The following is a 26,194-nucleotide window of genomic DNA, read 5'->3' as shown; positions in this document are numbered from 1 at the left end:
AACTGATTCTTTTGGAGAGGATGCGTGTTTGGGGCTTGCCCCACGACCAGGCAGAGAACAACAAAAACTGCACTAAAAAGCAGCGCCTGAACTGGTTGGATCGACAGATCAACGTGACATCAGCGGCCAAAGCAATCCGTTTGCTCTTAACCCCTGGTTTAGGGGTCGTCCACAAGCTTCGAGATTTGTGGACAGGGCGCTCAACAAAAACAAGAAGCCCAGCAAAAAAAACAATAAGAGCACGCAACGACTTCTTGGGGAGCTTAGGCTCCCCTTGTCGTTTCTACCCTTCTGGCAGGCATCCTGCCACCCGCCTACACCATTCCTCGAGTAAATGCTAGAATCCCCGCCCATCATGCGGCCATTCTCCTATTCTTGGCCGAACATTCCTTCACACAGTGCATCCCATGCTGAAGAAGCTGTTCCAGTCTTTCCGCCCGCCCGTACCGGGCCCGCACCACAGGCGCACCACGCCTGAGGTGATCAACAAGAGCCAGCACTCGCTGCAGCGCCACCAGTTCAGCCGCCATGCGGTGAACATCGTGGAGCGCCTGCAAAGCGCCGGCTACCAGGCTTACCTGGTCGGTGGCTGTGTCCGCGACCTGATGCTGGGCATCACGCCGAAGGACTTCGACGTCGCCACCAGCGCCACCCCCGAACAGGTTCGTGCCGAGTTCCGCAACGCGCGCATCATTGGTCGCCGCTTCAAGCTGGTCCACGTGCATTTCGGCCGTGAGATCATTGAAGTCGCCACCTTCCGCGCCCACCACTCGGAAGACGACCAGGGCGACGCCCACCGTTCGTCGCATAACGCCAGTGGTCGCATCTTGCGAGACAACGTGTACGGCACCCTGGAAGAGGACGCGCAACGCCGCGACTTCACCATCAACGCCCTGTACTACGACCCGGTCAGCGAGCGCATTCTCGATTACGCCAACGGTGTGCACGATGTGCGCAATCGCCTGCTGCGGCTGATTGGCGACCCGACCCACCGTTACCAGGAAGACCCGGTGCGCATGCTGCGTGCGGTGCGCTTTGCCGCCAAGCTCGACTTTGGCATCGAAAAGCACACCTTCCAGCCGATCCGCGGCCTGGCCCCGATGCTGCGCGAGATTCCGCCCGCGCGCCTGTTCGAAGAGTGCCTCAAGCTGTTCCTCAGCGGCCAAGGTGCTATCGCCTTCGAAATGCTGGTCGACCTGGAGTTGTTCGAGCCGCTGTTCCCTGCCAGCGCCCATGCCCTGGACGAGCGCCCAACCTACACCCACACGCTGATCAGCCAGGCGCTGAACAACACCGACCTGCGCGTGAAGCAGGGCAAACCGGTGACGCCGGCCTTCCTGTTCGCTGCACTGCTGTGGCCAGCCCTGCCAGCCCGCGTGCTGCACCTGCAGAACCAGGGTGTGCCGCCGATCCCGGCCATGAACGGTGCGGCTCACGACCTGATCGCCGAGCAATGCGCGCGCATCGCCATTCCCAAGCGTTTTACCCTGCCGATCCGCGAGATCTGGGACATGCAGGAGCGCCTGCCACGCCGCAGCGGCAAGCGCGCCGACATGCTGCTGGACAACCCGCGCTTCCGCGCCGGTTACGACTTCCTGCTGTTGCGCGAAAGCGCTGGGGAAGAAACCGACGACCTCGGCCAGTGGTGGACCGATTACCAGGATGCCAACGACAGCGAGCGCCGCGAAATGATCCGCGAGCTGGGCAACCGTGACGAAGGCACCGGCGCCGGCCCACGCAAACGCAAGCGCAGCGGCAGCAAACGCAAACGCGGTGGCGACGAGGCGTTCGAGTGACCATTCGCGCCTATGTAGGCCTGGGCAGCAACCTGGACGCACCTGCCGAGCAGTTGCGTAGCGCTTTGCAGGCGCTCGACCAAGTCGAGGCCACACGCCTGGTAGCGGCCTCGGCACTCTACACCAGCGACTCGCTGCTGCCTGGCCAGCCGCGCTATACCAACGCCGTGGCCGCGCTGGACACAACCTTGGCGCCATTGGCCCTGCTCGATGCCCTGCAGGCCATCGAGAACGACCAGGGTCGCGTGCGCAAGGAACGCTGGGGCCCGCGCACGCTGGACCTGGACATTCTGCTGTTCGGCGACCAGGTACTCGACGAGCCACGCCTGAAAGTGCCGCATTACCACATGCATGTCCGCCCCTTCGTGCTATACCCGCTGGCCGAACTGGTACCGGGCGATTTCCGCCTGGCCGATGGCCGCGCGCTCGCACAACTGCTCGACGGCTGCCCGTTCGTCGGCCTGGAACGCCTGTAAACCGGGCGTTCCAGCCTGCCGCCCAGCAGCGGTAACGCCAGTAACACCCTGATCGTAACAATGCGGTAACAGGGTGATTGACTTCCCTTACCTCGCTCACGACTATAGGCGTCCCGTGTGGCACCAAAGTGTCGCATACCCGTATTTAGGCCCGGACGGACCTGTACCCGAACATCACACGCGATGATGTGCCGCTCCGGAAGATGACTACACGCGTTGAATGCAGTCGTTTTTTACAGCGCCTGAACGAGGAATTTCCTACATGCCTGAAGTAACCCTTACCACCCTCAATGGCCTCAAGGCCAAGGGTGAAAAAATCACCATGCTGACTTGCTACGACGCGACCTTCGCCAAGGCCGCCAGCCAGGCCGGCGTTGAAGTGTTGCTGGTGGGCGACTCACTGGGGATGGTCCTGCAGGGCCACGACAGCACCTTGCCGGTAACCACGGCAGACATGGCCTACCACACCGCCTGCGTCAAACGCGGCAACGACGGTGCGCTGATCCTCGCCGACCTGCCTTTCATGGCGCACGCTACCCCGGAGCAGGCTTTTGCCAACAGCGCCACGCTGATGCAAGCCGGTGCCCACATGATCAAGATCGAAGGCGCAGCCTGGCTTGCCGAAACCATCCGCCTGCTGGCCGAGCGTGGCGTGCCGGTGTGCGCGCACATGGGCCTGACCCCGCAAACCGTCAATGTGCTGGGCGGCTACAAAGTGCAAGGCCGCCAGGAAGCCCAGGCCCGGCAGATGCGCGCCGACGCGATTGCCCTGGAGCAGGCCGGTGCGGCCATGCTGCTGCTCGAATGCGTACCCAGCGAACTGGCGGCGGAAATCACCAACGCCGTGGGCATTCCCGTAATCGGTATTGGCGCGGGCAGCGCCACCGATGGCCAGGTACTGGTGCTGCACGACATGCTCGGCTTGTCGCTGAGTGGCCGGGTACCGAAGTTCGTGAAAAACTTCATGCAAGGCCAGCCAGATATCCACAGCGCCCTCGTCGCTTATGTCGAGGCCGTCAAGCAAGTCAGCTTCCCAGGCAGCGAACACGGGTTCAGTGCATGAATACAGTCAAGACCGTCCGCGAACTGCGCGCGGCAGTAGCCCGCGCCCGCGGTGAAGGCAAACGTATCGGCTTCGTGCCGACCATGGGCAACCTGCACAGCGGCCACGCGGCGCTGGTGACCAAGGCCGCGCAGCGCGCCGATTTTGTGGTCGCCAGCATCTTCGTCAACCCGCTGCAGTTCGGCGCCAACGAAGACCTCGACAAGTACCCGCGCACTTTGGCCGCCGACCAGGAGCGCCTGCTGCAGGCCGGCTGCAACCTGCTGTTCGCGCCCGCCGTGGAAGAGATGTACCCCGACGGCATGAGCGTGCAAACCCGCGTCAGCGTGCCCCAACTTTCCGAAGGCCTGTGCGGCGCCAGCCGACCAGGGCATTTCGAAGGCGTGGCCACGGTAGTCAGCAAACTGTTCAACATGGTTCAGCCAGACCTTGCCGTGTTCGGCGAGAAGGACTTCCAGCAGCTGGCGGTGATCCGCGCCATGGTGCGCGACCTGAACATGCCGATCCAGATCATCGGCGAACCCACCGTGCGTGCCGACGATGGCCTGGCGCTGTCGTCGCGCAATGGCTACCTCACGCCTGAGCAGCGTACTGCCGCGCCAGCGCTTTACCGCACGTTGCAGCACATTGCAGCGGGCATCGGCCGTGGCCAGCGCGACTTTGCCGCGCTGGTCGCAGAAGGCCAGGCGCAACTGAGCGCTGCGGGTTTCCGGCCGGATTACCTGGAAGTGCGCCATGCCGTGAGCCTGCGCCCGGCACTGATCGACGATCGAGACCTGGTGGTGATCGCGGCGGCGTACCTGGGTAACACGCGGTTGATCGACAACCTGTACCTGCATCTGGAAGAAAAGACTGCGTAACGGCATTGGGCTGCTTTGCAGCCCATTCGCGGGCAAGCCCGCTCCCACGGGCGCCCTCCAAATTCCCCCGCCATACCCATTCCCTGCAAGTGGCCTTTGCCTATAATGATGCCAGCCTGAACCCGGCAATAACTGCCGTGTCCAAGGCCTCACCACGCACCAAGGGAACCCCGCGCAATGGCGTATTACCGTACACCCCACGATGTGACGGCCCTGCCCGCCTGGCAGGCGCTTCAGCAACACCGCGACGCCATGCAAGGCTTCAGCATGCGCGAAGCCTTCGCCGCCGATGCCCAACGCTTCGACCAGTTCTCCCTGAGCTGCTGCGGCCTGTTCCTCGACTACTCGAAAAACCTGATCACCGAACAAAGCCGCGACCTGCTGGTGAACCTGGCCAACGAAGTGGGCCTGCAGGACGCCATCAAATCGATGTTCGCCGGCGAAATCATCAATGCCTCCGAAGGCCGCCCGGTGCTGCACACCGCCCTGCGACGGCCCGTAGGCGACAAGCTCAGTGTCAACGGCGTGAACGTCATGCCGGAAGTGCACAAGGTACTCAACCAGATCACCGAACTGGTCGGGCGCATCCACGACGGCCTGTGGCGCGGCTACAGCGAAAAACCGATCACCGACGTGGTCAATATCGGTATCGGCGGCTCGTTCCTCGGCCCCGAGCTGGTCTCCGAAGCGCTGCTGCCCTACGCCCAGCGCGGCGTGCGCTGCCATTACCTGGCCAATATCGACGGCAGTGAATTCCACGAGCTCTCGGCCAACCTGCGCGCCGAAACCACCCTGTTCATCGTCTCGTCAAAGTCGTTCAACACCCTCGAGACCCTGAAAAACGCCATGGCCGCGCGTACCTGGTACCTGGCCCAGGGCGGCTCGGAAGCCGAGCTGTACCGCCACTTCATCGCGGTTTCCAGCAACAAGGCCGCCGCTGTGGCGTTCGGCATCCGCGAAGAGAACATCTTCCCGATGTGGGACTGGGTAGGCGGGCGCTACTCGCTGTGGTCGGCCATCGGCCTGCCGATCGCCCTGGCCATCGGCACGGCCAACTTCAAGGAACTGCTGTCCGGTGCCTACACCATGGACCAGCACTTCCAGACCGCCCCCTTCGACAAGAACATGCCGGTGCTACTGGCCTTGCTAGGTGTGTGGTACGGCAACTTCTGGGGCGCGAACAGCCACGCGATCCTGCCGTACGACCACTACCTGCGCAACATCACCAAGCACCTTCAGCAGTTGGACATGGAGTCCAACGGCAAGAGTGTGCTGCAGGACGGCACCCCGGTGAAGACCGACACCGGCCCGGTTATCTGGGGTGGCGTGGGCTGTAACGGCCAGCACGCCTACCACCAGTTGCTGCACCAGGGCACCCAGCTGATTCCGGCCGACTTCATCGTGCCGGTCGTGAGCTTCAACCCGGTGGCCGACCATCACCAGTGGCTGTATGCCAACTGCCTGTCGCAAAGCCAGGCGCTGATGCTGGGTAAAACCCGTGAGGAGGCTGAAGCCGAGCTGCGCGGCAAAGGCCTGAACGAAGCGGATATCGAGAAGCTCGCACCGCACAAGGTGATCCCGGGTAATCGCCCGAGCAACACCCTGGTGGTCGAACGTATCAGCCCTCGCCGCCTGGGCGCTCTGGTGGCGATGTACGAGCACAAGGTGTTCGTGCAGAGCGTGATCTGGGGTATCAATGCCTTCGACCAGTGGGGCGTTGAGCTGGGCAAGGAGCTGGGCAAGGGCGTTTACCAGCGCTTGGTCGGCAGCCTGGAAGAAAGCGCCGAAGATGGCTCCACCCAAGGGCTGATCAACTACTTCCGCGGCCGCCACCGCGGGTGATCTAAAGCCTGTACGCACCTCTTCGCGGGCAATCCCGCGAAGAGGCCTGCAAGGTTGAACACCTCTCCCAGCTACACTGTCCTATCGAATAGCCGTTGCAGTCCATCGCCCCTTACAAGAGCAGGACCACCCGCCATGTTCGATATCCGCAACTATCCCCAGGCTCTGGCCGTCAGCCAATCCGCCACCCTCACCCCCGACGAATACCATCGCCTGTACCGCCAGTCGGTCGACGATCCTGACACCTTCTGGGCCGAGCAGGCCAAACGCCTGGACTGGATCAAGCCCTGGTCGAGCGTGCAGCAATGCGACCTGAATACCGGCAAGGCCCGCTGGTTCGACGGTGCACAGCTCAACGTCAGCTATAACTGCATCGACCGCCATCTAGCCCAGCGCGGCGAGCAGACGGCCCTGCTGTGGGAAGGTGACGACCCAAAAGACTCCAAGGCCATCACTTACCGCGAGCTGCACCGCCAGGTCTGCCGCCTGGCCAATGCAATGAAGGCGCGCGGGGTCAAGAAAGGCGACCGGGTGTGCATCTACATGCCGATGATCCCCGAAGCCGCCTTCGCCATGCTCGCCTGCACCCGCATCGGGGCCATACATTCGGTAGTGTTCGGCGGTTTTTCCCCCGACGCCCTGCGCGACCGCATCCTCGACGCCGACTGCCGCACCGTGATCACCGCCGATGAGGGCGTGCGTGGCGGCAAGCGTGTCCCGCTGAAACAGAACGTCGACAAGGCCCTGGCCAGCTGCCCAGCGGTCAGCAGCGTGTTGGTGGTGCGCCGCACCGGCGGCGATGTCGCCTGGGCCGAAGGCCGCGACCTCTGGTACCACGAAGTAACGGAAAAGGCCGGCGACGACTGCCCCCCCGAGCCGATGGCGGCCGAAGACCCGCTGTTCATCCTCTATACCTCCGGCAGCACCGGCAAACCAAAAGGCGTGCTGCACACCACCGGCGGCTACCTGCTGCAAGCGACAATGACCTTCAAGGTAGTGTTCGACTACCGTGACGGCGAGGTTTTCTGGTGCACCGCCGATGTCGGCTGGGTTACCGGCCACAGCTACATCGTCTATGGCCCGCTGGCCAATGGCGCCATCTCGCTGATGTTCGAAGGCGTACCCAACTACCCGGACACTTCACGCTTCTGGCAGGTGGTGGACAAGCACCAGGTAAACATTTTCTACACCGCCCCGACCGCCCTGCGCGCATTGATGCGCGAGGGCTCCGCGCCGCTGCAGGGCACCTCGCGCAAGAGCCTGCGCTTGTTGGGCAGCGTCGGCGAGCCAATCAACCCTGAAGCCTGGGAGTGGTATTTCGAGGCGGTCGGGCAGAAGCGCTGCCCCATTGTCGATACCTGGTGGCAGACCGAAACCGGCGGCATCATGCTCACCCCGCTGCCCGGCTCGCAGGCACTCAAACCCGGTTGCGCCACACAGCCCATGTTTGGCGTGCAACCGGCGCTACTGGACGAAAAAGGCAAACTGATCGAAGGCCCCGGCGCTGGCCTTCTGGTCATCAAGGCCAGCTGGCCCGGGCAGATCCGTAGCGTCTATGGCGACCATCAGCGCATGGTCGACACCTACTTCAAACCCATGCCCGGCTACTACTTCACCGGCGACGGTGCCCGCCGCGACGCCGATGGCGACTACTGGATCACCGGGCGCATCGACGATGTGATCAACGTGTCCGGGCACCGCATAGGCACCGCCGAAGTAGAAAGCGCACTGGTGCTGCATGACAGCGTCGCCGAGGCAGCCGTGGTCGGTTACCCCCACGACCTCAAGGGCCAGGGCGTCTACGCCTTCGTCACGACCATGAATGGCGTGACGCCAGACGACACGCTAAAGGCCGAGCTGCTGGCACTGGTCAGCAAGGAAATCGGCAGTTTCGCCAAACCCGAGCTGATTCAGTGGGCGCCGGCGCTACCCAAGACGCGCTCAGGCAAGATCATGCGGCGTATACTGCGCAAAATCGCCTGCAACGAGCTGGACAACCTGGGCGATACCTCGACCCTTGCCGACCCCAGCGTGGTACAGGGCCTGATCGACAAACGCCTTAACCAGTAACCGGCGGCCGCTGTTCATGGCCGCCCCGCACCGCAGGTCGCCATGGAAGCCCTTCGTCGCCGTATCGAAACCCAGGTCATGAGCCTCACCGGGCTGGCCCTCGGCCAGCTCGACCTGGAATCGCCCAAGGGCGACCCTGGCCTGTTCGGCCCGCACAGCATCAGCTGGCGGGTGCATGGCGACTTCCCGAGCATGCTGGTCGGCGGCATCAGCGCCCTGATGCTGCAGCTGTTGCATCCGTTGGCCCTGGCCGGCGTGTGGGACCACTCCAATTTCCGCGAAGACCTGCTCGGCCGCCTGCGCCGCACCAGCCAGTTCATTTCCGGCACCACGTTCGGCGCCACGGGCGACGCCGAATGGCTGATCGACAAAGTGCGCACCATTCACCTGCAAGTTACCGGCACCGCGCCGGACGGCCGCCCCTATGCGGCCAGCGACCCGGACCTGCTGACCTGGGTGCATGTGGCGGAGGTCAGCAGTTTCCTCGCCGCTCATCTGCGTTACCGCAACCCGCAGCTGCCGCGCACCGAGCAGGATGCCTATTACAACGAAATCGCCCTGATCGCCGAGCGCCTTGGCGCCCGTGACGTGCCGCGTTCGTGCCAACAGGTGGAAGACTATCTGCAACGCATGCACCCCCAGCTGCACTGCGATGCGCGCAGCCATGAAGTGATACGAATCCTGCTCGATGCCCCTGCCCCCAGCCGCCTGGCACAGCCGGTGGGCAAGCTGATGCTGCACGCCGGTATCGACCTGCTACCGGGCTGGGCACAGGCCATGCTCGGCCTGCAACATGGGCCTTTGCAGCAGCGCCTGATTCGCCTGGGCCTCAGGCGCACAGCGCCAGTACTGCGCTGGGCAATGCGCGACGGCTCGGCGCACCGGGCCAAACGGCGCATGGGCATTGAGTGAGGTCAAATGGTCGCCCCTGCGGAACTGATTTAACGTGCCATACTCCAAGCACTCCTGCTTAGACAGACGAAGCGACACATGTACAAAGGATTGACTCGCGCCGCTGGCGCAATCGTGGCCCTGGTAGCCCTCTATAGCCTGCTCGGCTTCCTTATTCTCCCCGGTGTCGCGCTGCGCATCGCCAACCAGCAGTTGGCCCAGTACGCGACCGTGCCGGCCCACCTCGAGCGGATCGAACTCAACCCCTTCAGCCTCGAGCTGACGCTGTGGGGCCTGCAGATCGGCGAGCCGGGCAAAGAGCAAGTCGCGTTCGAGCGGTTGTACGCCAACCTCTCGCTCGACAGCCTGTGGACCAAAGCCCTGCACCTGGAAGCGATCGAACTCGACAAACCACGCAACGAAGTCCTGTTCGCCAAGGATGGGGCCCTCAACCTGACCGGGTTGTTCAAGCTGCCCGCCAGTGAGGCCAAACCTGACGAGCCGCCCAGCGACCCGTTCCCGTTGCGTATTGGCAGCATCAAGCTGGTCGACGGCTACCTGCACTTCGAGGACCAGCGCCCTAGCGAGCCGATCGAATTCCTCTACGACAACATGAACCTGGAGCTGAAAAACCTCAGCACCCTGCCCAACGACAATGCCGACATGTCCCTGGTGGCCCTTGGCCCCAACGGCGGGCGTATCGACTGGAAAGGCACCCTCAGCCTGGCGCCGATCGCCTCCGAAGGCACGCTGAAGGTCACCGAAGGCAAGATGAAGGCGTTCTGGCCCTATGTCCGTGACGCCGTGCCGCTGGTGCTGGAAGACGGCGTGATCAGCCTCGACACCCACTACAAGCTCAACCTCGCCCAGCAGACCGAGTTGCAACTGGACAACGCCTCCGTGCGCATCGCGCCGTTCGCCATCAAGGCGCCGGATGGCCGCCCGTTGGCACGCCTGGCCAGCCTGGAGGTGAGCGAAACCTCTGTCGATCTGGTCAAGCAACTGGTCACCGTGGGCAAGATCCGCAGCGAAAAACTGGAAACCTGGGCCGCACTGGAAAAGGACGGCCAACTCGACTGGCAGAAGCTGTTCGCCAGCCAACCGGCCAAGGCCACGCCGAAGGAAAAGGCCGAACCTGCCGCCGCCGAGCCTACGCCTGAAGAGAAAGCCGCCAAGGCGCCCAGCAAGCCCTGGCAAGTGCTGCTCAAGGATGTGCAACTGCGCAACTACCTGGTGCACCTGGCGGACCGCAGCCAGAAAGAACCGGTAGCCTTGGACATTGGCCCGCTCAACGCCGACCTGCAAGGTTTCGACAGCCTCAACCAGTCGCCCTTCACCCTCAAGCTCGACACCGGCGTGGGCAAGCAAGGCAAGCTGCAAGCGGCTGGCCAGGTCAACCTGGCGCCAATTTGGGCCAAGCTGGATGTGAGCACCCGTGACATCGACCTGCGCGTGGCCCAAGCCTACATCAGCCCGTTCATCCTGCTGGAGCTGCGCAGCGGCATGCTTTCCAGCGACCTCAAGGTAGACCTGAAGAACACCGCGCCGCTGGCGTTCAATGTCACCGGCAAGGCGCAAGTCAGCCAGTTGCACACCCTCGACACCATCAAAAGCCGCGACTTCGTCAAATGGCAGCAAGTGAACGTCGACGGCTTGTCCTACGTGCACGGCGATGCACTGTCGATCGACAAGGTAACCCTGCTGCAGCCCTATGCGCGTTTCATCATCAACGAAGACCGCACCACCAACGTCAATGACCTGCTGATCCCACAGCCGGCCGGCGCCCCGGCGAGCAACACGTCAAAGCAGGCCTCGGCCAGCAGCGGCAAGCCACTGGGCATTCACATCGGCCAGATCGACATCAACGACGGCTCGGCCAACTTCGCCGACCTGTCGCTCACCCCCAACTTCGCCACGGCCATCCAGCAGCTCAATGGCCAGATCGGCACCATCGACAACCGCAAGCCGCTGCCGGCCAAGGTGGACGTCAAGGGCAAGGTCGACCGCTACGCACCGGTTACCATCAAGGGCGCTCTCAACCCGTTCAACCCGTTGGCCAGCCTGGACATCGCCACCAGCTTCAAGCGCGTCGAGCTGACCACGTTGACGCCCTACTCCGGTAAATTTGCCGGCTTCCGCATCCGCAAAGGCCGGCTCAACCTCGACTTGCACTACCTGATCACCAACGGCCAGCTCAAGGCCGAGAACAAGGTCGTGGTGGAGCAGCTGCAACTGGGTGAAAAAGTCGACAGCCCGGACGCGGTCGACCTGCCGATCCGCCTGGCAGTGGCACTGCTTAAGGATACCGAGGGCAAGATCTCGATCGAACTGCCGGTCACCGGCGACCTCAACAACCCGCAGTTCAGCGTGATGCCGATTGTTTGGCAAACCCTGCGTAACCTGGTGCTGCGTGCGGCACAGGCACCGTTCAAGTTCATTGGTGGGCTGATTAGCGGCGGGGGCGCGGAAGACCTCGGCAACGTAGCGTTCGCCCCGGGTTCCAGCGAACTCAGCGGCGATGCCCAGTCGTCCCTGGACAAACTGGCATCAGCACTTAAGGAGCGCCCGGAACTGCGTCTGGAAATCGAAGGCACCAGCGCCCAGGCCAGCGATGGCCCGCTGATCGCCCAGCAACGCCTGGAGCGTGAGTACCAGGCTACCTGGTACAAGATCCTGCAGCGCCGTGGCGACAAAGTACCGGCCAATGCCTCGATGCTGGTGGTCGACGACAGCGACAAGCCGGCAATGCTTGAGGGCATCTATCGCACTCGCCTTAAACAGCAGCCGCCTGCCGAATGGGAGCAACTGGGCCGCGACGAGCGCACCGCCAAGCTACGTGAGGCCGTGATCAAGTCCTGGGCAGAGAGCACCGCACTGCTCCGTACCTTGGGCCAGGAGCGGGCCAGCAGTATCAAGGATTACCTGGTGGACAAGGGCAAGCTGGAAGATGACCGAGTGTACTTCATCGATACCAGCCTGGGGCAGCCTGAAAGCGATGGCCGGGTGGTGACGCCGATGCATCTGGATGCCGAATAATCGCTTAAGGCAGGCCCGGCCTCTTCGCGGGTTTACCCGCGAAGGGGCCCGATCAGGTGATATCAATTCAGGCACTCACTAACCGCTGCCCCGACACCGCCGGGTGATACAGCGGCTGCACCTTGTTCCCCGCCGGGTCCAGCAGGTGGAAGCTGCGCGCCCCATCACCATGGTTGAAAGGCCGGTCCAACAAGGTCACGCCATGGGCCTTGAAGTACTGGTACCAGGCCTCCAACTCCTCCACGCTGTCCACGATGAACCCGTAGTGATCCAGGGTCTGCAACCCATTGGCCGCCCCTGCCCCCCGCCCCAGCGACAAGTTGTCGTTACCGCAGGTGAGGTACACCAGGTCCTCGTTGGCGCGGTTCAGCACTTCCATGCCCAGCACATCGACGTAGAAACGCTCACACTCTTCAAGGTTGGGTACCAGCAAGGCGATGTGGCGCAGGCCATTCAGGCGGCCAGGGCGTGCAGGCAATTCGGACATTGGCGGGGCTCCATTTTTGTATACAATTCAAAACAGAATTTAAAACAAAAGGAGCGCTTTGTGTATAGCTTGTTTATCAAGACCCGAGTGAAGCCCGGCTGCGCCGAAGCTTTCCTGACCGCGATCAAAGTCAATGCCGCAGCTTCCGTCGCCAGCGAGCCAGGCTGCCTGGTGTTCGATGTGTCGCAGGACCGGTTCGACCCAGACGTGATCTACCTCTACGAAATCTATCGCGATGATGCGGCGTATGACGCGCACACCCAGACCGCACATTTCCGCGATAGCCGCCCATTGGTCGAGCCCCTGATCGCCGAACAGGAATGCTTCGAAAGCGATGTGATCACGCGCAACCCGATGTACTAGCTGAGATGAAAAAGCCCCGGCTCAGGCCGGGGCTTTGTGCATAAGTGGCCAAATCCGTTTGGCCGACGGGACATTCCTTATTCGGATTTCAGGCCATCAGCCGAAACGGCCTGCACACCTTTGATCTTCTTGGCGATGGCAACAGCCATCTCTTTCTGTGCATCGGTCACCGCCACATCGGACGACAGCGACACGACACCCTTGTTGGTTTCGACTTTGATGTCGCTGCCAGGCACACCTTTCTCGGTCATCAGGTCAGCCTTCACCTTGGTGGTGATCCAGGTGTCGGAGGTAGCTTCCTTGGCTTTGGTCACCTCACCAGCCGCCAGTGTCATCGGCGCCTGGGTGGATTGCTGGGCGAATGCCGCGTTAGCCATGGTCAGGGTCAGAGCGGTAGCAGTAGCGGCAGCAATGGCGAACTTCTTCATGTGGGTCACTCCTGTTTTTCGAAAGGTCTGCGCCGTATGTCCTGGCGTCAGGTATGAGGGTAGTTGCATGTGCTGTGCCAGCTTTACCGCTTCGCTTGAACCTTTATAAATCAATGACTTAGCTAAACGCCATCACTTGAGCGTTCGTGCATTTTGCAATCAGCGTGGGAAACCTGCATGCAAGATGCAAGTCCGCTAAAGGTTCCCGTCGCGCATGAAAAAAGGGCCCCGAAGGGCCCTTTCCGTGTTGCGTGCAACCGTCGCTTAAACGCCCGAGGCCTTGGCCGCGGCTACGTCCTTGATCGACAGCTTGATACGGCCGCGGTTGTCCACGTCCAGTACCAGCACTTCGACTTCCTGGCCTTCTTTGAGGATGTCGGTGACTTTCTCGACGCGAGCATCGCTCAGCATGGAGATGTGCACCAGGCCGTCCTTGCCAGGCAGGATGTTGACGAAGGCGCCGAAGTCGACGATGCGCTCAACCTTGCCGACGTAGATCTTGCCGATCTCGGCCTCTGCGGTGATGCCCAGGATGCGCTGCTTGGCAGCCTCTGCCGCTTCCTTGGTTTCGCCGAAGATCTTGATCGAGCCGTCGTCTTCGATGTCGATCGAGGCCTTGGTCTCTTCGCAGATGGCGCGAATGGTGGCGCCGCCTTTGCCGATAACGTCACGAATCTTGTCGGTATCGATCTTCATCGCGATCATGGTCGGGGCGTTGGCCGACAGTTCGGTACGCGACTGGCCAATGATCTGGTTCATCTGACCGAGGATGTTCAGGCGCGCTTCCAGGGCTTGGCCCAGGGCGATTTCCATGATCTCTTCAGTGATGCCGTTGATCTTGATGTCCATCTGCAGCGCGGTCACGCCCTTGGCGGTACCGGCTACCTTGAAGTCCATGTCGCCCAGGTGGTCTTCGTCACCCAGGATGTCGGTCAGGACCGCGAACTTCTCGCCTTCCTTGACCAGGCCCATGGCGATACCGGCAACCGGTGCCTTCATCGGCACACCAGCGTCCATCAGCGCCAGGGAAGCACCACAGACCGAAGCCATGGAGCTGGAGCCGTTGGATTCGGTGATTTCCGAAACCACGCGAATGGTGTACGGGAACACGTCAGCGGCAGGCAGCATGGCCTGAACCGAACGACGGGCCAGACGGCCGTGGCCGATTTCGCGACGGCCAGCACCGCCCATACGGCCACACTCACCTACCGAGAACGGCGGGAAGTTGTAGTGCAGCATGAAGGGGTCTTTCTTCTCGCCTTCGAGGGTATCCAGCAGCTGGGCGTCACGGGCAGTACCCAGGGTCGCAACGACCAGGGCCTGGGTTTCGCCACGGGTGAACAGCGCCGAACCGTGAGTCTTCGGCAGCACGCCGACTTCGATGTTCAGCGGGCGAACGGTCTTGGTGTCGCGACCGTCGATACGTGGCTTGCCGTTTACGATGTTTTCGCGAACGGTGCGGTATTCGATTTCGCCGAAGATTTCTTTCACTTCGGAAGCCGAAGGCTGGCCTTCTTCACCGGAGAACTTGGCGATCGCCTGATCGCGCAGCTCGCCCAGACGCGCATAGCGGTCGGCCTTGACGGTGATGGTGTAGCCCTGCGAAACCGCTTCGCCGAACTCGGCGCGGATAGCGTTGAACAGCTCCGTGTTGGCAACTGCAGGTTTCCAGTCCCAGGTCGGCTTGGCAGCTTCGGCGGCCAGCTCTTTGACAGCCTGGATCACAGCCTGGAATTCGTCGTGGGCGAACAGTACAGCGCCCAGCATCTGGTCTTCGGTCAGCTCTTGAGCTTCCGATTCAACCATCAGTACGGCGTCGGCGGTACCGGCAACGACCATGTCCAGGCTCGAGGCAGCCAGTTGCTCGTAGGTCGGGTTCAGCAGGTAGCCGGTGCTTTCGTGGAAAGCAACGCGAGCGGCGCCGATCGGGCCTTCGAACGGGATGCCGGAAATGGCCAGGGCAGCCGAGGTACCGATCATCGCAGCGATGTCCGGGTCGGTCTTCTTGCTGGTGGAAACCACGGTGCAGACAACCTGCACTTCGTTCATGAAGCCTTCCGGGAACAGCGGACGGATCGGACGGTCGATCAGGCGCGAGGTCAGCGTCTCTTTCTCGGAAGGACGGCCTTCACGCTTGAAGAAGCCACCCGGGATCTTGCCGGCGGCGTAGGTCTTTTCCTGGTAGTGAACCGACAGGGGGAAGAAGCCCTTGCCTGGATCAGCCTGTTTGGCGCCTACCACAGTCACCAGCACGGTGACGTCGTTGTCGACGGTAACCAGCACGGCGCCGGTTGCCTGACGGGCGATACGGCCCGTTTCGAGAGTAACGGTCGATTGACCGAACTGGAAAGTCTTGATTACCGGGTTCACGGTTTCCTACCTTTTTCAGTGGCTCTTGGGGGAACTGGTTTCTTGCGAATTCTTGGGCAGAACGGGGAATCGGCCCCATTGACCGTCCAGATACAACACGAGGTTGGGAGCCTGGCTGAAGAGCGGAAAACCGCTCAACTTCACCAGGCTGCCAACCTCGGAGATACGCATGACATGCTCATAGACAACGCTGCCAGGCAGCGTTGCCAATGCATGAGACACGCCATGCACACCACTGACCAGGCCGCTATTAGCGACGCAGGCCCAGGCGACCGATCAGGGCGCTGTAACGAGTGGTGTCTTTGCCCTTCAGGTAGTCCAGCAGCTTACGACGCTGGTTTACCATACGGATCAGGCCACGACGCGAGTGGTGGTCTTTACCGTTGGCCTTGAAGTGGCCTTGCAGCTTGTTGATGTTCGCGGTCAGCAGAGCAACCTGAACTTCTGGGCTACCAGTGTCGCCAGCGGCTTGCTGGAAGTCGGTAACGATTTGAGCTTTTTCTTCAACGCTGAGGGCCATTTGGCTTCTCCTGATAACGGATCCCGCATGCGGGGTCCAATAGGCCAGGGACAAATCCCTGTATTAATAAAAAAGGTGTGACCGTGCCTACTGACAGCCACCCTTGATTCCGTGAGACCCGGCAACAGCCTGGCCCCGCGGTTTCGGTCATTCCGACCGAATCAGCCGACGCGGCGCAATGCGCCCGTCTTCGCTCACTTCACCGATACCGATGAAGCGCGCATTATGATCCTGTACCCGGACCATGCCAAATTGTGGCGCGTCCGGCGCGCGTACCGCCTGCCCATGCAGCCAGTAGAACGCACTGTGTTCCGACAGGCTGACCATCGGCCAGTCCTGCAGCCCGCTGTCAGATGGCATCAGGAAGCGGTCGAGCGCTTCGTTGCCACCGTCGGCATGGGCCTGTTCGAGTTCCTCGAGGGTAACCGTCTGTGCCAGCGCGAAGGGCCCGGCCTGGGTCCTGCGCAGCTCGGCGACATAAGCGCCGCAGCCTAGGGCTTCACCGATATCCTCCACCAGGGTGCGGATATAGGTGCCTTTGCTGCATCCTACGCTCAACCGTGCACGGGTGCCTTCGCACTCGAGCAACTCCAAGCGGTTAATAGTAACAGAACGCGCCTCGCGCTCCACTACCTCTCCTGCACGCGCCAGTTTGTACAGCGGCTGGCCATCACGCTTGAGCGCCGAGTACATGGGCGGTATCTGGCTGATGGGGCCACGAAAACGTGGCAGCAGCGCCTCGATATCGGCGCGACCAACGGTCACGTCGCGAGTCTGCAGTACCTCGCCCTCGGCATCGCCGGTGTTGGTAGTCTGCCCCATCTGCATGACGGTTTCGTAGCCCTTGTCGGAATCGAGCAAGTACTGCGAAAACTTGGTCGCCTCGCCGAAGCACAGCGGCAGCACGCCGGTTGCCAACGGATCGAGGCTACCGGTGTGGCCGGCCTTTTCCGCATTGAGCAGCCAGCGCACCTTTTGCAGGGCGGCGTTGGACGTGAAGCCCAGCGGCTTGTCGAGCAGGATGATGCCGCTGACATTGCGGCGGATACGTTTGACCTGGGCCACCACTTACTCCTTGGTGCCCGACTCGTCGGCATCCTTGTGCAGGCGGTCTTCGGCCACTGCACGCTCGATCAGCGCCGACAGGTGCACACCACGGCTGACACTTTCATCGAAGTGGAAGTGCAGCTGCGGCACGCTGCGCAGTTGCATCGAACGCCCCAGGTGCAGACGCAGGAAGCTGGCAGCGCTGTTCAATGCCTTGAGCGACTGCTGCACGGCGTCCGGGGTTTCCTCGCCCATGACGGTGATGAACACCTTGGCATGGCCCAGGTCACGGCTGACGTCCACGGCGGTGATGGTCACCAGACCGACGCGTGGGTCCTTGACTTCGCGACGGATCAGTTCGGCCAGCTCGCGCTGCATCTGATCGCCAATACGTTGGGTACGGCTATATTCTTTGGCCATTCTTGCTACCTGTAACTTAAAGCGGCAAACGCCCGGACAGACGAATGCCTGACCGGGCGCTACCTGAAGAGGTACCGCAAGCCGCCCTGTAGCGGGCGCTTGCGGCTCGCTCGCCCTTAAAGGGTACGAGCCACCTGGACTTTCTCGAAGACTTCGATCTTGTCGCCGACCTTGACGTCGTTGTAGCTCTTGACGCCAATACCGCACTCCATGCCCGAACGCACTTCGGAGGCGTCGTCCTTGAAGCGACGCAGCGATTCCAGCTCGCCTTCGAAGATCACAACGTCGTCGCGCAGTACGCGGATCGGACGGTTGCGGTAAACGGTACCCTCGATGACCATACAGCCAGCGATGGCGCCGAACTTCGGCGAACGGAACACGTCACGCACTTCGGCGACACCCAGGATGTTCTCGCGAACATCGCTGCCGAGCATGCCGGTCAGGGCCTTCTTGACGTCTTCGATGATGTCGTAGATCACGTTGTAGTAACGCATATCCAGACCTTCTTGCTCGACGATCTTGCGCGCACCGGCATCGGCACGCACGTTGAAGCCGAACAGTACTGCGTTCGAAGCCAGTGCCAGGTTGGCGTCGCTTTCGGTGATACCACCGACGCCACCACCAATCACACGCACCTGCACTTCGTCGTTGCCCAGGCCGCCAAGCGAGCCCTGCAGTGCTTCCAGAGAACCACGCACATCGGTCTTGAGAACGATGTTGAGGGTTTTCTTCTCTTCCTGACCCATGGTCTCGAAGATGTTTTCCAGCTTGCCGGCGTGAGCACGGGCCAGCTTGACCTCGCGGTACTTGCCTTGACGGAACAGGGCAACTTCACGGGCTTTCTTCTCGTCGGCAACCACGGACAGCTCGTCACCGGCTTCCGGGGTACCGTCCAGGCCGAGGATTTCGACCGGGATCGACGGGCCGGCTTCCTTCACAGGCTTGCCGTTCTCGTCGAGCATGGCACGCACGCGGCCATAGTTGGAACCGCACAGAACCATGTCGCCCTGACGCAGGGTACCGTCCTGAACCAGGATGGTCGCCACTGGGCCACGGCCCTTGTCCAGGCGCGATTCGACGACCACGCCACGACCTGGGGCGGTCGGGGTTGCAGTCAGTTCGAGGATCTCGGCCTGCAGCAGGACAGCTTCGAGCAGTTCGTCGACGCCGGTACCCATCTTCGCCGAAACCTTGACGAACGGAGTGTCACCACCCCAGTCCTCGGAGGTTACGCCTTCGACGGACAGTTCGTTGCGGATGCGATCGAGGTCAGCACCTGGCTTGTCGATCTTGTTCACCGCAACCACCAGCGGAACGCCAGCTGCCTTGGCATGCTGAACGGCTTCGCGGGTTTGAGGCATCACGCCGTCGTCCGCTGCCACCACCAGGATGACGATGTCGGTCGCCTTGGCACCGCGTGCACGCATCTGGGTGAAAGCTGCGTGGCCCGGGGTGTCGAGGAAGGTGACCATACCGCGGTCGGTTTCCACGTGGTAGGCACCGATGTGCTGGGTGATACCACCGGCTTCGCCAGCGGCAACCTTGGCACGACGGATGTAGTCGAGCAGCGAGGTCTTACCATGGTCAACGTGACCCATGACAGTAACCACCGGTGCACGCGACTCGGTCTGGCCTTCGAATTTCAGCGATTCGGCCAGGGAGTCTTCCAGCGCGGTGTCGCTGACCAGGGTGACCTTGTGGCCCAGCTCTTCTGCGATCAGCTGAGCGGTTTCCTGGTCGAGCACCTGGTTGATGGTGACCGGAGTACCCATCTTGAACATGAACTTGACCACTTCAGCGCCCTTGACGGACATCTGGTTGGCCAGCTCGGAGACCGTGATGGTCTCGCCGATGGTCACGTCACGGATGACGGGGCCAGTCGGGTTCTGGAAGCCGTGCTGATTACGCTTTTTCAGCTTGCCCTTGCCGCCACGACCACGACGAGCGCCATCGCTCTCTTCGTCGGTAGTGCGCGGAGCAGCACGCGGAGTCGGCGCCTTTTCCTTCTCCTTGACCTTGACCTTGATCGACACACGAGGCGCCTCGCCACGACGACGGTCGTCATCGCGAGTACGGCTTTCGTTGCGACGGGTCTCGTCCTTCTTGCGCTCGGCAGCACGGGCTGCAGCGTCTTCGGAGGCCGGAGCGTCGGCGACTACCGGGGCCGGGGCAGCGGCAGGAGCCGGCTCTGGCTTGGCGGCAGGCGCAGGGGCGGCTACAGCGGAGTCGGCCGCCTGACGACGGGCTTGCTCTTCGTTGCGCTGGCGAACTTCGGCCTCGACCTTGTCGCGAGCGGCATTTTCAGCCGCGCGGCGCTCATCCAGCTCACGCTTCTGCTCAGCCTGGATTTCTTCCGGGCTGCGCTGCACGAAAACTTTCTTCTTGCGTACTTCTACGCTGATGCTCTTGCTACCGGCGACACGCAGGGTGCTGGTGGTTTTGCGCTGCAAGGTAATCTTGCGCGGCTCTTCCGCCTTGCTCTTGTGGCTGCTTTTCAAATGAGTCAGCAGGGTCTGCTTCTCATTGTCGGTCACTACCTGACCGGCGTCGGTGTGCGGCAGACCTGCCTCACGCATCTGCTGCAGCAGGCGCTCTACCGGTGCCTCGACCTCTTGGGCCAGTTCTTTCACCGTGACTTGCGTCATGCACTTCTCTCCTCAGGCCGCGCCTAATTACTCGAACCAGTGGGCTCGGGCGGCCATGATCAACTTGCCGGCACGCTCTTCGTCGATGCCGTCGATGTCGAGCAGATCGTCGATCGACTGCTCGGCCAGGTCTTCGCGGTTAACCACGCCGCGCACCGCCAGTTCAGCCGCCAGGTCCTTGTCCATGCCCTCGAGGGAGAGCAGGTCTTCGGCCGGGTGGGCGTCTGCCAGTTTTTCTTCGGTAGCGATGGCCTTGGTCAACAAACGGTCCTTGGCTCGAGCGCGGAGCTCATTGACGATATCTTCGTCAAAGCCATCGATGTTGAGCATTTCTTCCAACGGTACGTAGGCAATTTCTTCGAGGCTGGTGAAGCCTTCGTCGACCAGCACTTGGGCCAGCTCCTCGTCGACTTCCAGTTCATCGATGAAATTGCGCAGGATGTCACCGGTTTCGGCCTGTTGCTTGGCCTGGATGTCCTTCTCGGTCATCACGTTCAGGGTCCAGCCGGTCAACTGACTGGCCAGGCGAACGTTCTGACCGCCACGGCCAATGGCCTGGGCCAGGTTGTCCTCGGCGACGGCGATGTCCATGGCATGGGCATCTTCATCAACGATGATCGCCGCGACTTCGGCCGGCGACATGGCGTTGATGACGAACTGCGCCGGGTTATCGTCCCACAGGACGATATCCACACGCTCACCACCCAGCTCCCCGGATACGGCCTGGACGCGCGAACCACGCATGCCGATGCAGGCACCTTGCGGGTCGATACGCTTGTCCTTGGAGCGGACGGCGATCTTGGCTCGCGAACCCGGATCACGGGAAGCAGCCATGACTTCGATGAGGCCCTCGGCGATTTCCGGCACTTCAATGCGGAAAAGCTCGATCAGCATCTGCGGCGCGGTGCGCGACAGAATCAGCTGTGGGCCACGGTTTTCAGTGCGAATTTCCTTGAGCAGCGCACGCAGGCGCACGCCAACACGGAAGGTTTCGCGCGGAATGATGTCTTCGCGAGCCAGCAAGGCCTCGGCATTGTTGCCCAGGTCAACGATGACGTTGTCGCGGGTAACCTTTTTAACGGTACCGGAGATGATCTCGCCCACGCGTTCGCGGTAGGCATCGACCACCTGGGCGCGCTCGGCCTCACGGACCTTCTGCACGATGACCTGCTTGGCGGTCTGGGCGGCGATACGACCGAACTCGATGGACTCGATCTTCTCCTCGATCACGTCACCGACCTTGGCTTCAGGGTGGGTGTCCTTGATCTTGTCCAGCCAGGTCTCGATTGCCGGATCATCAAGATCGGCTTCGTCGACCACGGTCCAACGACGGAAAGTCTCGTAGCTACCGGTGTGGCGATTGATTTCCACACGCAGGTCGACTTCGTCTTCAAAACGTTTTTTGGTTGCAGTGGCCAGGGCCACTTCCAGCGCTTCGAAAATGACGCCGGGCGGTACACCTTTTTCGTTGGATACCGATTCAACAACCAGCAGTACTTCTTTGCTCATCGTACGCCTCGCCTTGCGCAAGCCATTGGGCCCGGATAGTCCGCCGGGCCCGGCACGTCTCAGTCAAAACTGGGAATAATATTGGCCTTGTCGATCGAGTCGATCGGTAACAGGAACTCTTGGTTGTCCACCTGGACCACCACATCCTGCTCCTCCACACCACGGAGAAGGCCCTGGAAGTTACGACGACCCTCGAAGGGTGAGCGCAGCTTGATCTTCACTTGTTCGCCGGCATGCGAGGCAAACTGTTCCAGAGTGAACAGTGGGCGATCCATGCCTGGAGAAGACACCTCGAGGGTGTACTCACTGCTGATTGGATCTTCCACATCGAGGATTGCGCTGGCCTGACGACTGACCGCTTCGCAGTCCTCCACCAGAATGCCGCCTTCCTTGTCGATGTAGATGCGCAGTACCGAATGCTTACCCTGGGAAACGTATTCGATCCCCCAGCACTGATAGCCCAGACCCTCGACAACCGGGGCCAACAAGGCCTGCAACTGTTCTAGCTTGCTCGACACCTGAACCCCCTCGTGCATGCTGTGCAAATAAAAAATGGGCGAAGCGCCCATCCCTGAAAGCGCCGTTGGACAACGACGCCGAAAACTGTTCGGTTAGCAAAAAGCCCCTGAAAAGGGGCTCCGCTGAAGCTGGTTGCGGGGGCTGGATTTGAACCAACGACCTTCGGGTTATGAGCCCGACGAGCTACCAAGCTGCTCCACCCCGCGACAAAGCTGGGGCAAAAGTATAAGACCGAACCCTACTGAGGGTCAAATCCAAACATTCACCTACAAGAAAGCCCGCTAAAGCGGGCTCTCAAGCTTTAATTGGTACCGAGAAGGGGACTCGAACCCCTACACCCTATGGGCACAACCACCTCAAGGTTGCGTGTCTACCAATTCCACCACCTCGGCAATACTACTACTTGAAACCCGTTACTTCTGCTCTTCTGCCGGAGGAGGTACATCACCCGTGTTATTGGTGGTTTCGCTCTTCTGCTGTTGGAGCACCGGTACATCATCATTAACTGCCGGTTTTTGCGGCTCTTTCACTTCTAGCACTGCTGGATCTGGAAGACCTGCTTGGCTAAGCTGGTGAGCTTGTTGCTTCGCGAAGTATCCTAACCCAAGTGCTGTCAAAAAGAAAGTGGCAGCGAGTATAGCAGTTAATTTACTTAGGAACGTTGCAGAGCCTTGGCTCCCGAACACGGTGTTTGAGGCACCCGCGCCGAAAGATGCACCTGCTTCAGCACCTTTACCCTGTTGCAACAGAACCAGCACTACAAGCGACAGCGCTGCCAACAGATGAAAAACAACGATGACTGTTTCCAGCATTTGTTCAGTTTCCTGCGGCGCGACAAATTGCACCGAATTCGTCTGCGTTCAGGGAAGCCCCACCAATGAGACCCCCATCGATATCCGGCATGCCGAACAGTTCGGCCGCATTGGCCGCCTTCACGCTGCCGCCGTAGAGCAACTGCACCTTCGCAGCTACTTCAGCATCTTCTGCCGCCAACTGGCCGCGGATGGCGGCGTGCACATCCTGGGCCTGCTGTGGCGTGGCCGTAAGGCCAGTGCCGATGGCCCATACAGGCTCATAGGCGATTACTGCATTGGCAAAAGCCTTAACACCGAATGCTTCGATGATACTGCTTAGTTGACGCCCGACAACTTCAAGCGTTTTGCCAGCCTCGCGCTCTTCAAGGGTTTCCCCGATGCAAAGCACTGGCTTCAAACCTTTGGCCTGGGCCGCTGCAAACTTGCGATTGAGCACTTCGTCGGTTTCACCAATGACTTGGCGACGCTCCGAGTGACCAATCAACACCAACTTGCAACCTGCTTCAACCAGCTGCTCCGGAGCAACTTCCCCGGTCAGCGCACCCTGTTCGGGTTGTACAGCAGAATTCTGTGCGCCGACAGTAATTTCTTTACCCGCCAAGCCATCGATCACTTGATTGATGAACAGGGCTGGTGGAAATACCGCGACTTCCACTCCGCTCGGCAAGGCGAGATTGCTCAAGCCTTCGGTCAGCTCAGCGACGCTAGCGCGGGTACCGTGCATCTTCCAGTTACCAGCTACCATAGGGCGACGCATGCTTTACCTCGTCGGTCAAAGTGGGCGCAGATCTTACCCAACCAGATCTGCGCTGGCAAGCGCCATCAGACACAAACTTCGCCAACCAGTTTGGCCAGTGCTTCAGCATGGCCACGCACCTGGGTTTCGTCTTCGCCTTCGACCATGACCCGCACCAGCGGCTCGGTACCAGACTTGCGCAACAGCACACGACCGCGACCGGCCAACGCTTCAGTGACCTTGGCACTGGCATCCTTGACGGCCGGGTGCTCCAGCGGGTCGACCTTGCTGGCGCCGAAGCGCACGTTGATCAACACCTGCGGGCACTTGCGCAGCGCCTGACGGGCCTGCGCCAAGGTTTCGCCACGGCGCTTGAGCGCCATCAGCACCTGCAAAGCGGCAATGATCGCGTCACCGGTGGTGGTGTGGTTGCAGCACACGACATGGCCGGAGTTTTCGCCACCAACCAGCCACTCGCGCTCCAGCAGCTCAGCCATGACATAACGGTCGCCGACCTTGGCCCGCACGAACGGGATATCCAGGTCTTTCAGTGCAAGCTCCAGGCCCAGGTTGCTCATCAGCGTGCCGACTACCCCACCTTGCAGCTTGCCACGATCGTGCAAGTCGCGAGCAATGATGAACAGCAGTTCGTCACCGTCGACGATGGCGCCGGTGTGGTCGACCATCAGCACCCGATCACCGTCGCCATCGAAGGCAATGCCAAGGTCGGCATGGCCCACCAGCACGGCAGCCTGCAGCGATTCGATGTGGGTCGAGCCGCAGCCTTCGTTGATGTTCAGGCCGTCTGGTTGCGCATGCAGCACGGTCACATCGGCACCCAACTCGCGGAACACGCTTGGCGCGACCTTGTAGGTGGCGCCGTGGGCGCAATCGACCACCAGCTTGAGGCCATCGAAGCTGGTGCTGCTCGGCACGCTGCTCTTGCAGAATTCGATGTAGCGGCCCGCCGCGTCGTTGATGCGCGACACCTTGCCCAGCTTGCTCGAATCGACAACCGTCATCGGCTGGTCGAGCAGTTCCTCGATCATCAGCTCGACTTCGTCAGGCAGCTTGGTGCCCTGACCGGAGAAGAACTTGATGCCGTTGTCTTCGTGCGGGTTGTGCGAGGCACTGATGACAATGCCCGCCTGGGCATGGAATGTGCGCGTCAGGTAGGCGATGGCCGGTGTAGGCATTGGCCCCAGCAGCATGACATCGGCACCCGCGGCGGCCAGGCCGGCTTCGAGCGCGGACTCGAACATGTAACCGGAGATACGCGTGTCCTTGCCCACCAGCACCCGGCAATGGCCCTGCTTGCGGAACGCCATGCCGGCCGCCCAGCCAAGCTTCAGCATGAAGTCAGGCGTGATCGGGTATTCGCCGACGCGGCCACGAATGCCGTCGGTACCAAAGTATTTTCTGCTCATAGGGACTCCAATGTTCTTATTCGGCGTTTTGCACTGCAGCGATCATGCGCACTACATCGACAGTTTCAGCCACGTCATGGACACGAAGTATGCTCGCCCCCTTGGTCATGGCCAACGCCGCCAGCGCAAGGCTGCCGTACAAGCGCTCGCCGACCGGACGTTCCAGCGTCAGGCCGATCATGCTCTTTCGTGAAACACCCACCAGCAGTGGGCGCCCAAGGCGATAGAGCGCTTCCATGTGCTTGAACAGGCTCAGGTTGTGCGCCAGTGTCTTGGCGAAACCAAAGCCCGGATCAAGAATGATTCTGTTTGAATCGATGCCCGCCGCCGAACAGGCGGCCATCCGCTGCTCAAGATAACGCGCAACGTCGGCGGTCACATCTTCGTAATGCGGGTCATCCTGCATGTTACCCGGCTCGCCACGCATGTGCATGAGGCACACCGGCAGGCCAGTATCGGCCGCGGCGTCCAGAGCGCCATCGCGCTCCAGGGCGCGCACGTCATTGATCAGCCCGGCGCCTAGACGCGCGGACTCGCGGATGACGGCAGGCGTCGAGGTATCGACCGAGATGACCACGTCAAGGCGACTATTGATCGCCTCAACCATTGGCGCCACCCGCTCCAGCTCTTCGGTCACCGATACTGCGCGTGCGCCCGGCCGCGTGGACTCGCCGCCGATGTCGATCAGCGTAGCGCCGGCGGCAACCATTGCCTCGGCATGGCGCAGGGCCTCGTCACGCTGACTGAAGCGCCCGCCATCGGAGAAGGAATCGGGGGTGATATTGAGAATACCCATGACATGGGTACGTGACAAATCAAGAACCCGGTTGCCGCAAGGCAACCGGGTCGGGTACTGCACTGAGCTCATAGATGC

22 protein-coding genes and 2 tRNA genes are annotated in these 26,194 nt (G+C 61.4%); 9 read left to right on the top strand and 15 right to left on the bottom strand.

The window, feature by feature from the left end:
• Nucleotides 1-407 precede the first annotated feature (407 nt).
• The 8 genes from DM807_RS10655 (at nucleotide 408) to DM807_RS10620 (ending at nucleotide 12,034) form a co-directional block, all read left to right on the top strand.
• Entirely contained in the window at nucleotides 408-1,796 is a 1,389-nt protein-coding gene (locus tag DM807_RS10655) for a polynucleotide adenylyltransferase PcnB (RefSeq protein WP_012274228.1), read from the top strand.
• A complete protein-coding gene (folK, locus tag DM807_RS10650) occupies nucleotides 1,793-2,272 on the top strand; it encodes a 2-amino-4-hydroxy-6-hydroxymethyldihydropteridine diphosphokinase (RefSeq protein WP_179027363.1) in 480 nt (159 codons plus the stop codon). Before DM807_RS10655 ends, folK begins: the two co-directional genes overlap by 4 nt.
• Before the next feature lie 262 nt (nucleotides 2,273-2,534).
• A complete protein-coding gene (gene panB, locus DM807_RS10645; RefSeq protein ID WP_012274230.1) occupies nucleotides 2,535-3,335 on the top strand; it encodes a 3-methyl-2-oxobutanoate hydroxymethyltransferase in 801 nt (266 codons plus the stop codon).
• Entirely contained in the window at nucleotides 3,332-4,195 is an 864-nt protein-coding gene (gene panC, locus DM807_RS10640) for a pantoate--beta-alanine ligase (protein ID WP_012274231.1), read from the top strand. The genes panB and panC overlap by 4 nt, the downstream gene beginning before the upstream one ends.
• Nucleotides 4,196-4,372: 177 nt before the next feature.
• A complete protein-coding gene (gene pgi, locus DM807_RS10635; protein ID WP_012274232.1) occupies nucleotides 4,373-6,037 on the top strand; it encodes a glucose-6-phosphate isomerase in 1,665 nt (554 codons plus the stop codon).
• A gap of 135 nt (nucleotides 6,038-6,172) precedes the next feature.
• A complete protein-coding gene (gene acs, locus DM807_RS10630; RefSeq protein WP_071984689.1) occupies nucleotides 6,173-8,107 on the top strand; it encodes an acetate--CoA ligase in 1,935 nt (644 codons plus the stop codon).
• Nucleotides 8,108-8,149: 42 nt separating this feature from the next.
• A complete protein-coding gene (locus DM807_RS10625; protein WP_012274234.1) occupies nucleotides 8,150-9,019 on the top strand; it encodes an oxygenase MpaB family protein in 870 nt (289 codons plus the stop codon).
• 78 nt (nucleotides 9,020-9,097) lie between these two features.
• The gene (locus tag DM807_RS10620; protein ID WP_179027362.1) at nucleotides 9,098-12,034 is read left to right on the top strand and encodes a DUF748 domain-containing protein; all 2,937 of its coding nucleotides are present in this window, start codon (nucleotides 9,098-9,100) and stop codon (nucleotides 12,032-12,034) included.
• A 67-nt stretch (nucleotides 12,035-12,101) separates the two neighbouring features.
• On the opposite strand, the gene DM807_RS10615 is transcribed toward DM807_RS10620, so the two are convergent.
• Nucleotides 12,102-12,521: a VOC family protein gene (locus DM807_RS10615; protein WP_012274236.1), complete on the bottom strand. Its 420-nt coding sequence runs from the start codon at nucleotides 12,519-12,521 to the stop codon at nucleotides 12,102-12,104.
• A gap of 60 nt (nucleotides 12,522-12,581) precedes the next feature.
• On the opposite strand from DM807_RS10615, the gene DM807_RS10610 reads away from it, so the two are divergent.
• Nucleotides 12,582-12,884: a heme-binding protein gene (locus DM807_RS10610; protein WP_041166592.1), complete on the top strand. Its 303-nt coding sequence runs from the start codon at nucleotides 12,582-12,584 to the stop codon at nucleotides 12,882-12,884.
• 77 nt (nucleotides 12,885-12,961) lie between these two features.
• Here the strand turns inward: DM807_RS10610 and DM807_RS10605 are convergent, their stop codons facing one another.
• The 14 genes from DM807_RS10605 to folP all read right to left on the bottom strand — a co-directional run bounded on the left by DM807_RS10605 (nucleotide 12,962) and on the right by folP (nucleotide 26,188).
• Nucleotides 12,962-13,312, bottom strand: a complete 351-nt coding sequence (locus tag DM807_RS10605; RefSeq protein ID WP_012274238.1) for a BON domain-containing protein — start codon at nucleotides 13,310-13,312, stop codon at nucleotides 12,962-12,964.
• 264 nt (nucleotides 13,313-13,576) lie between these two features.
• On the bottom strand, nucleotides 13,577-15,682 hold the full coding sequence (gene pnp, locus DM807_RS10600) for a polyribonucleotide nucleotidyltransferase (RefSeq protein ID WP_012274239.1): 2,106 nt from the start codon (nucleotides 15,680-15,682) through the stop codon (nucleotides 13,577-13,579).
• Between the two features lie 250 nt (nucleotides 15,683-15,932).
• Nucleotides 15,933-16,202 carry a 30S ribosomal protein S15 gene (gene rpsO, locus DM807_RS10595; protein WP_012274241.1) on the bottom strand — a complete coding sequence of 90 codons (270 nt, stop codon included), beginning with the start codon at nucleotides 16,200-16,202 and terminating at the stop codon, nucleotides 15,933-15,935.
• A gap of 147 nt (nucleotides 16,203-16,349) precedes the next feature.
• Nucleotides 16,350-17,267 (bottom strand): tRNA pseudouridine(55) synthase TruB, encoded by a 918-nt coding sequence (gene truB / locus DM807_RS10590; protein WP_012274242.1) that lies wholly within the window; start codon nucleotides 17,265-17,267, stop codon nucleotides 16,350-16,352.
• Between the two features lie 3 nt (nucleotides 17,268-17,270).
• Nucleotides 17,271-17,669: a 30S ribosome-binding factor RbfA gene (gene rbfA, locus DM807_RS10585; protein ID WP_012274243.1), complete on the bottom strand. Its 399-nt coding sequence runs from the start codon at nucleotides 17,667-17,669 to the stop codon at nucleotides 17,271-17,273.
• 116 nt (nucleotides 17,670-17,785) lie between these two features.
• Nucleotides 17,786-20,314: a translation initiation factor IF-2 gene (infB, locus tag DM807_RS10580; protein WP_012274244.1), complete on the bottom strand. Its 2,529-nt coding sequence runs from the start codon at nucleotides 20,312-20,314 to the stop codon at nucleotides 17,786-17,788.
• Nucleotides 20,315-20,341: 27 nt separating this feature from the next.
• Nucleotides 20,342-21,823, bottom strand: a complete 1,482-nt coding sequence (gene nusA / locus DM807_RS10575; protein WP_009685349.1) for a transcription termination factor NusA — start codon at nucleotides 21,821-21,823, stop codon at nucleotides 20,342-20,344.
• Between the two features lie 59 nt (nucleotides 21,824-21,882).
• On the bottom strand, nucleotides 21,883-22,341 hold the full coding sequence (rimP, locus tag DM807_RS10570; protein WP_012274245.1) for a ribosome maturation factor RimP: 459 nt from the start codon (nucleotides 22,339-22,341) through the stop codon (nucleotides 21,883-21,885).
• 130 nt (nucleotides 22,342-22,471) lie between these two features.
• A tRNA-Met gene (locus tag DM807_RS10565) sits at nucleotides 22,472-22,548 on the bottom strand.
• A gap of 100 nt (nucleotides 22,549-22,648) precedes the next feature.
• A tRNA-Leu gene (locus DM807_RS10560) sits at nucleotides 22,649-22,734 on the bottom strand.
• 21 nt (nucleotides 22,735-22,755) lie between these two features.
• The gene (secG, locus tag DM807_RS10555) at nucleotides 22,756-23,154 is read right to left on the bottom strand and encodes a preprotein translocase subunit SecG (protein WP_012274246.1); all 399 of its coding nucleotides are present in this window, start codon (nucleotides 23,152-23,154) and stop codon (nucleotides 22,756-22,758) included.
• A gap of 4 nt (nucleotides 23,155-23,158) precedes the next feature.
• Nucleotides 23,159-23,914 (bottom strand): triose-phosphate isomerase, encoded by a 756-nt coding sequence (tpiA, locus tag DM807_RS10550; protein ID WP_012274247.1) that lies wholly within the window; start codon nucleotides 23,912-23,914, stop codon nucleotides 23,159-23,161.
• Nucleotides 23,915-23,979: 65 nt separating this feature from the next.
• Nucleotides 23,980-25,320 (bottom strand): phosphoglucosamine mutase, encoded by a 1,341-nt coding sequence (glmM, locus tag DM807_RS10545; protein ID WP_012274248.1) that lies wholly within the window; start codon nucleotides 25,318-25,320, stop codon nucleotides 23,980-23,982.
• A 16-nt stretch (nucleotides 25,321-25,336) separates the two neighbouring features.
• Entirely contained in the window at nucleotides 25,337-26,188 is an 852-nt protein-coding gene (gene folP, locus DM807_RS10540) for a dihydropteroate synthase (RefSeq protein ID WP_012274249.1), read from the bottom strand.
• Nucleotides 26,189-26,194: the final 6 nt, after the last annotated feature.

It is taken from the genome of Pseudomonas hunanensis (genome assembly GCF_013393325.1).
GTDB lineage: Bacteria > Pseudomonadota > Gammaproteobacteria > Pseudomonadales > Pseudomonadaceae > Aquipseudomonas > Aquipseudomonas putida_P.
The sequence above is the reverse complement of the archived record's forward strand: the minus strand, read 5'-3'. Positions and strand labels throughout refer to the sequence as shown.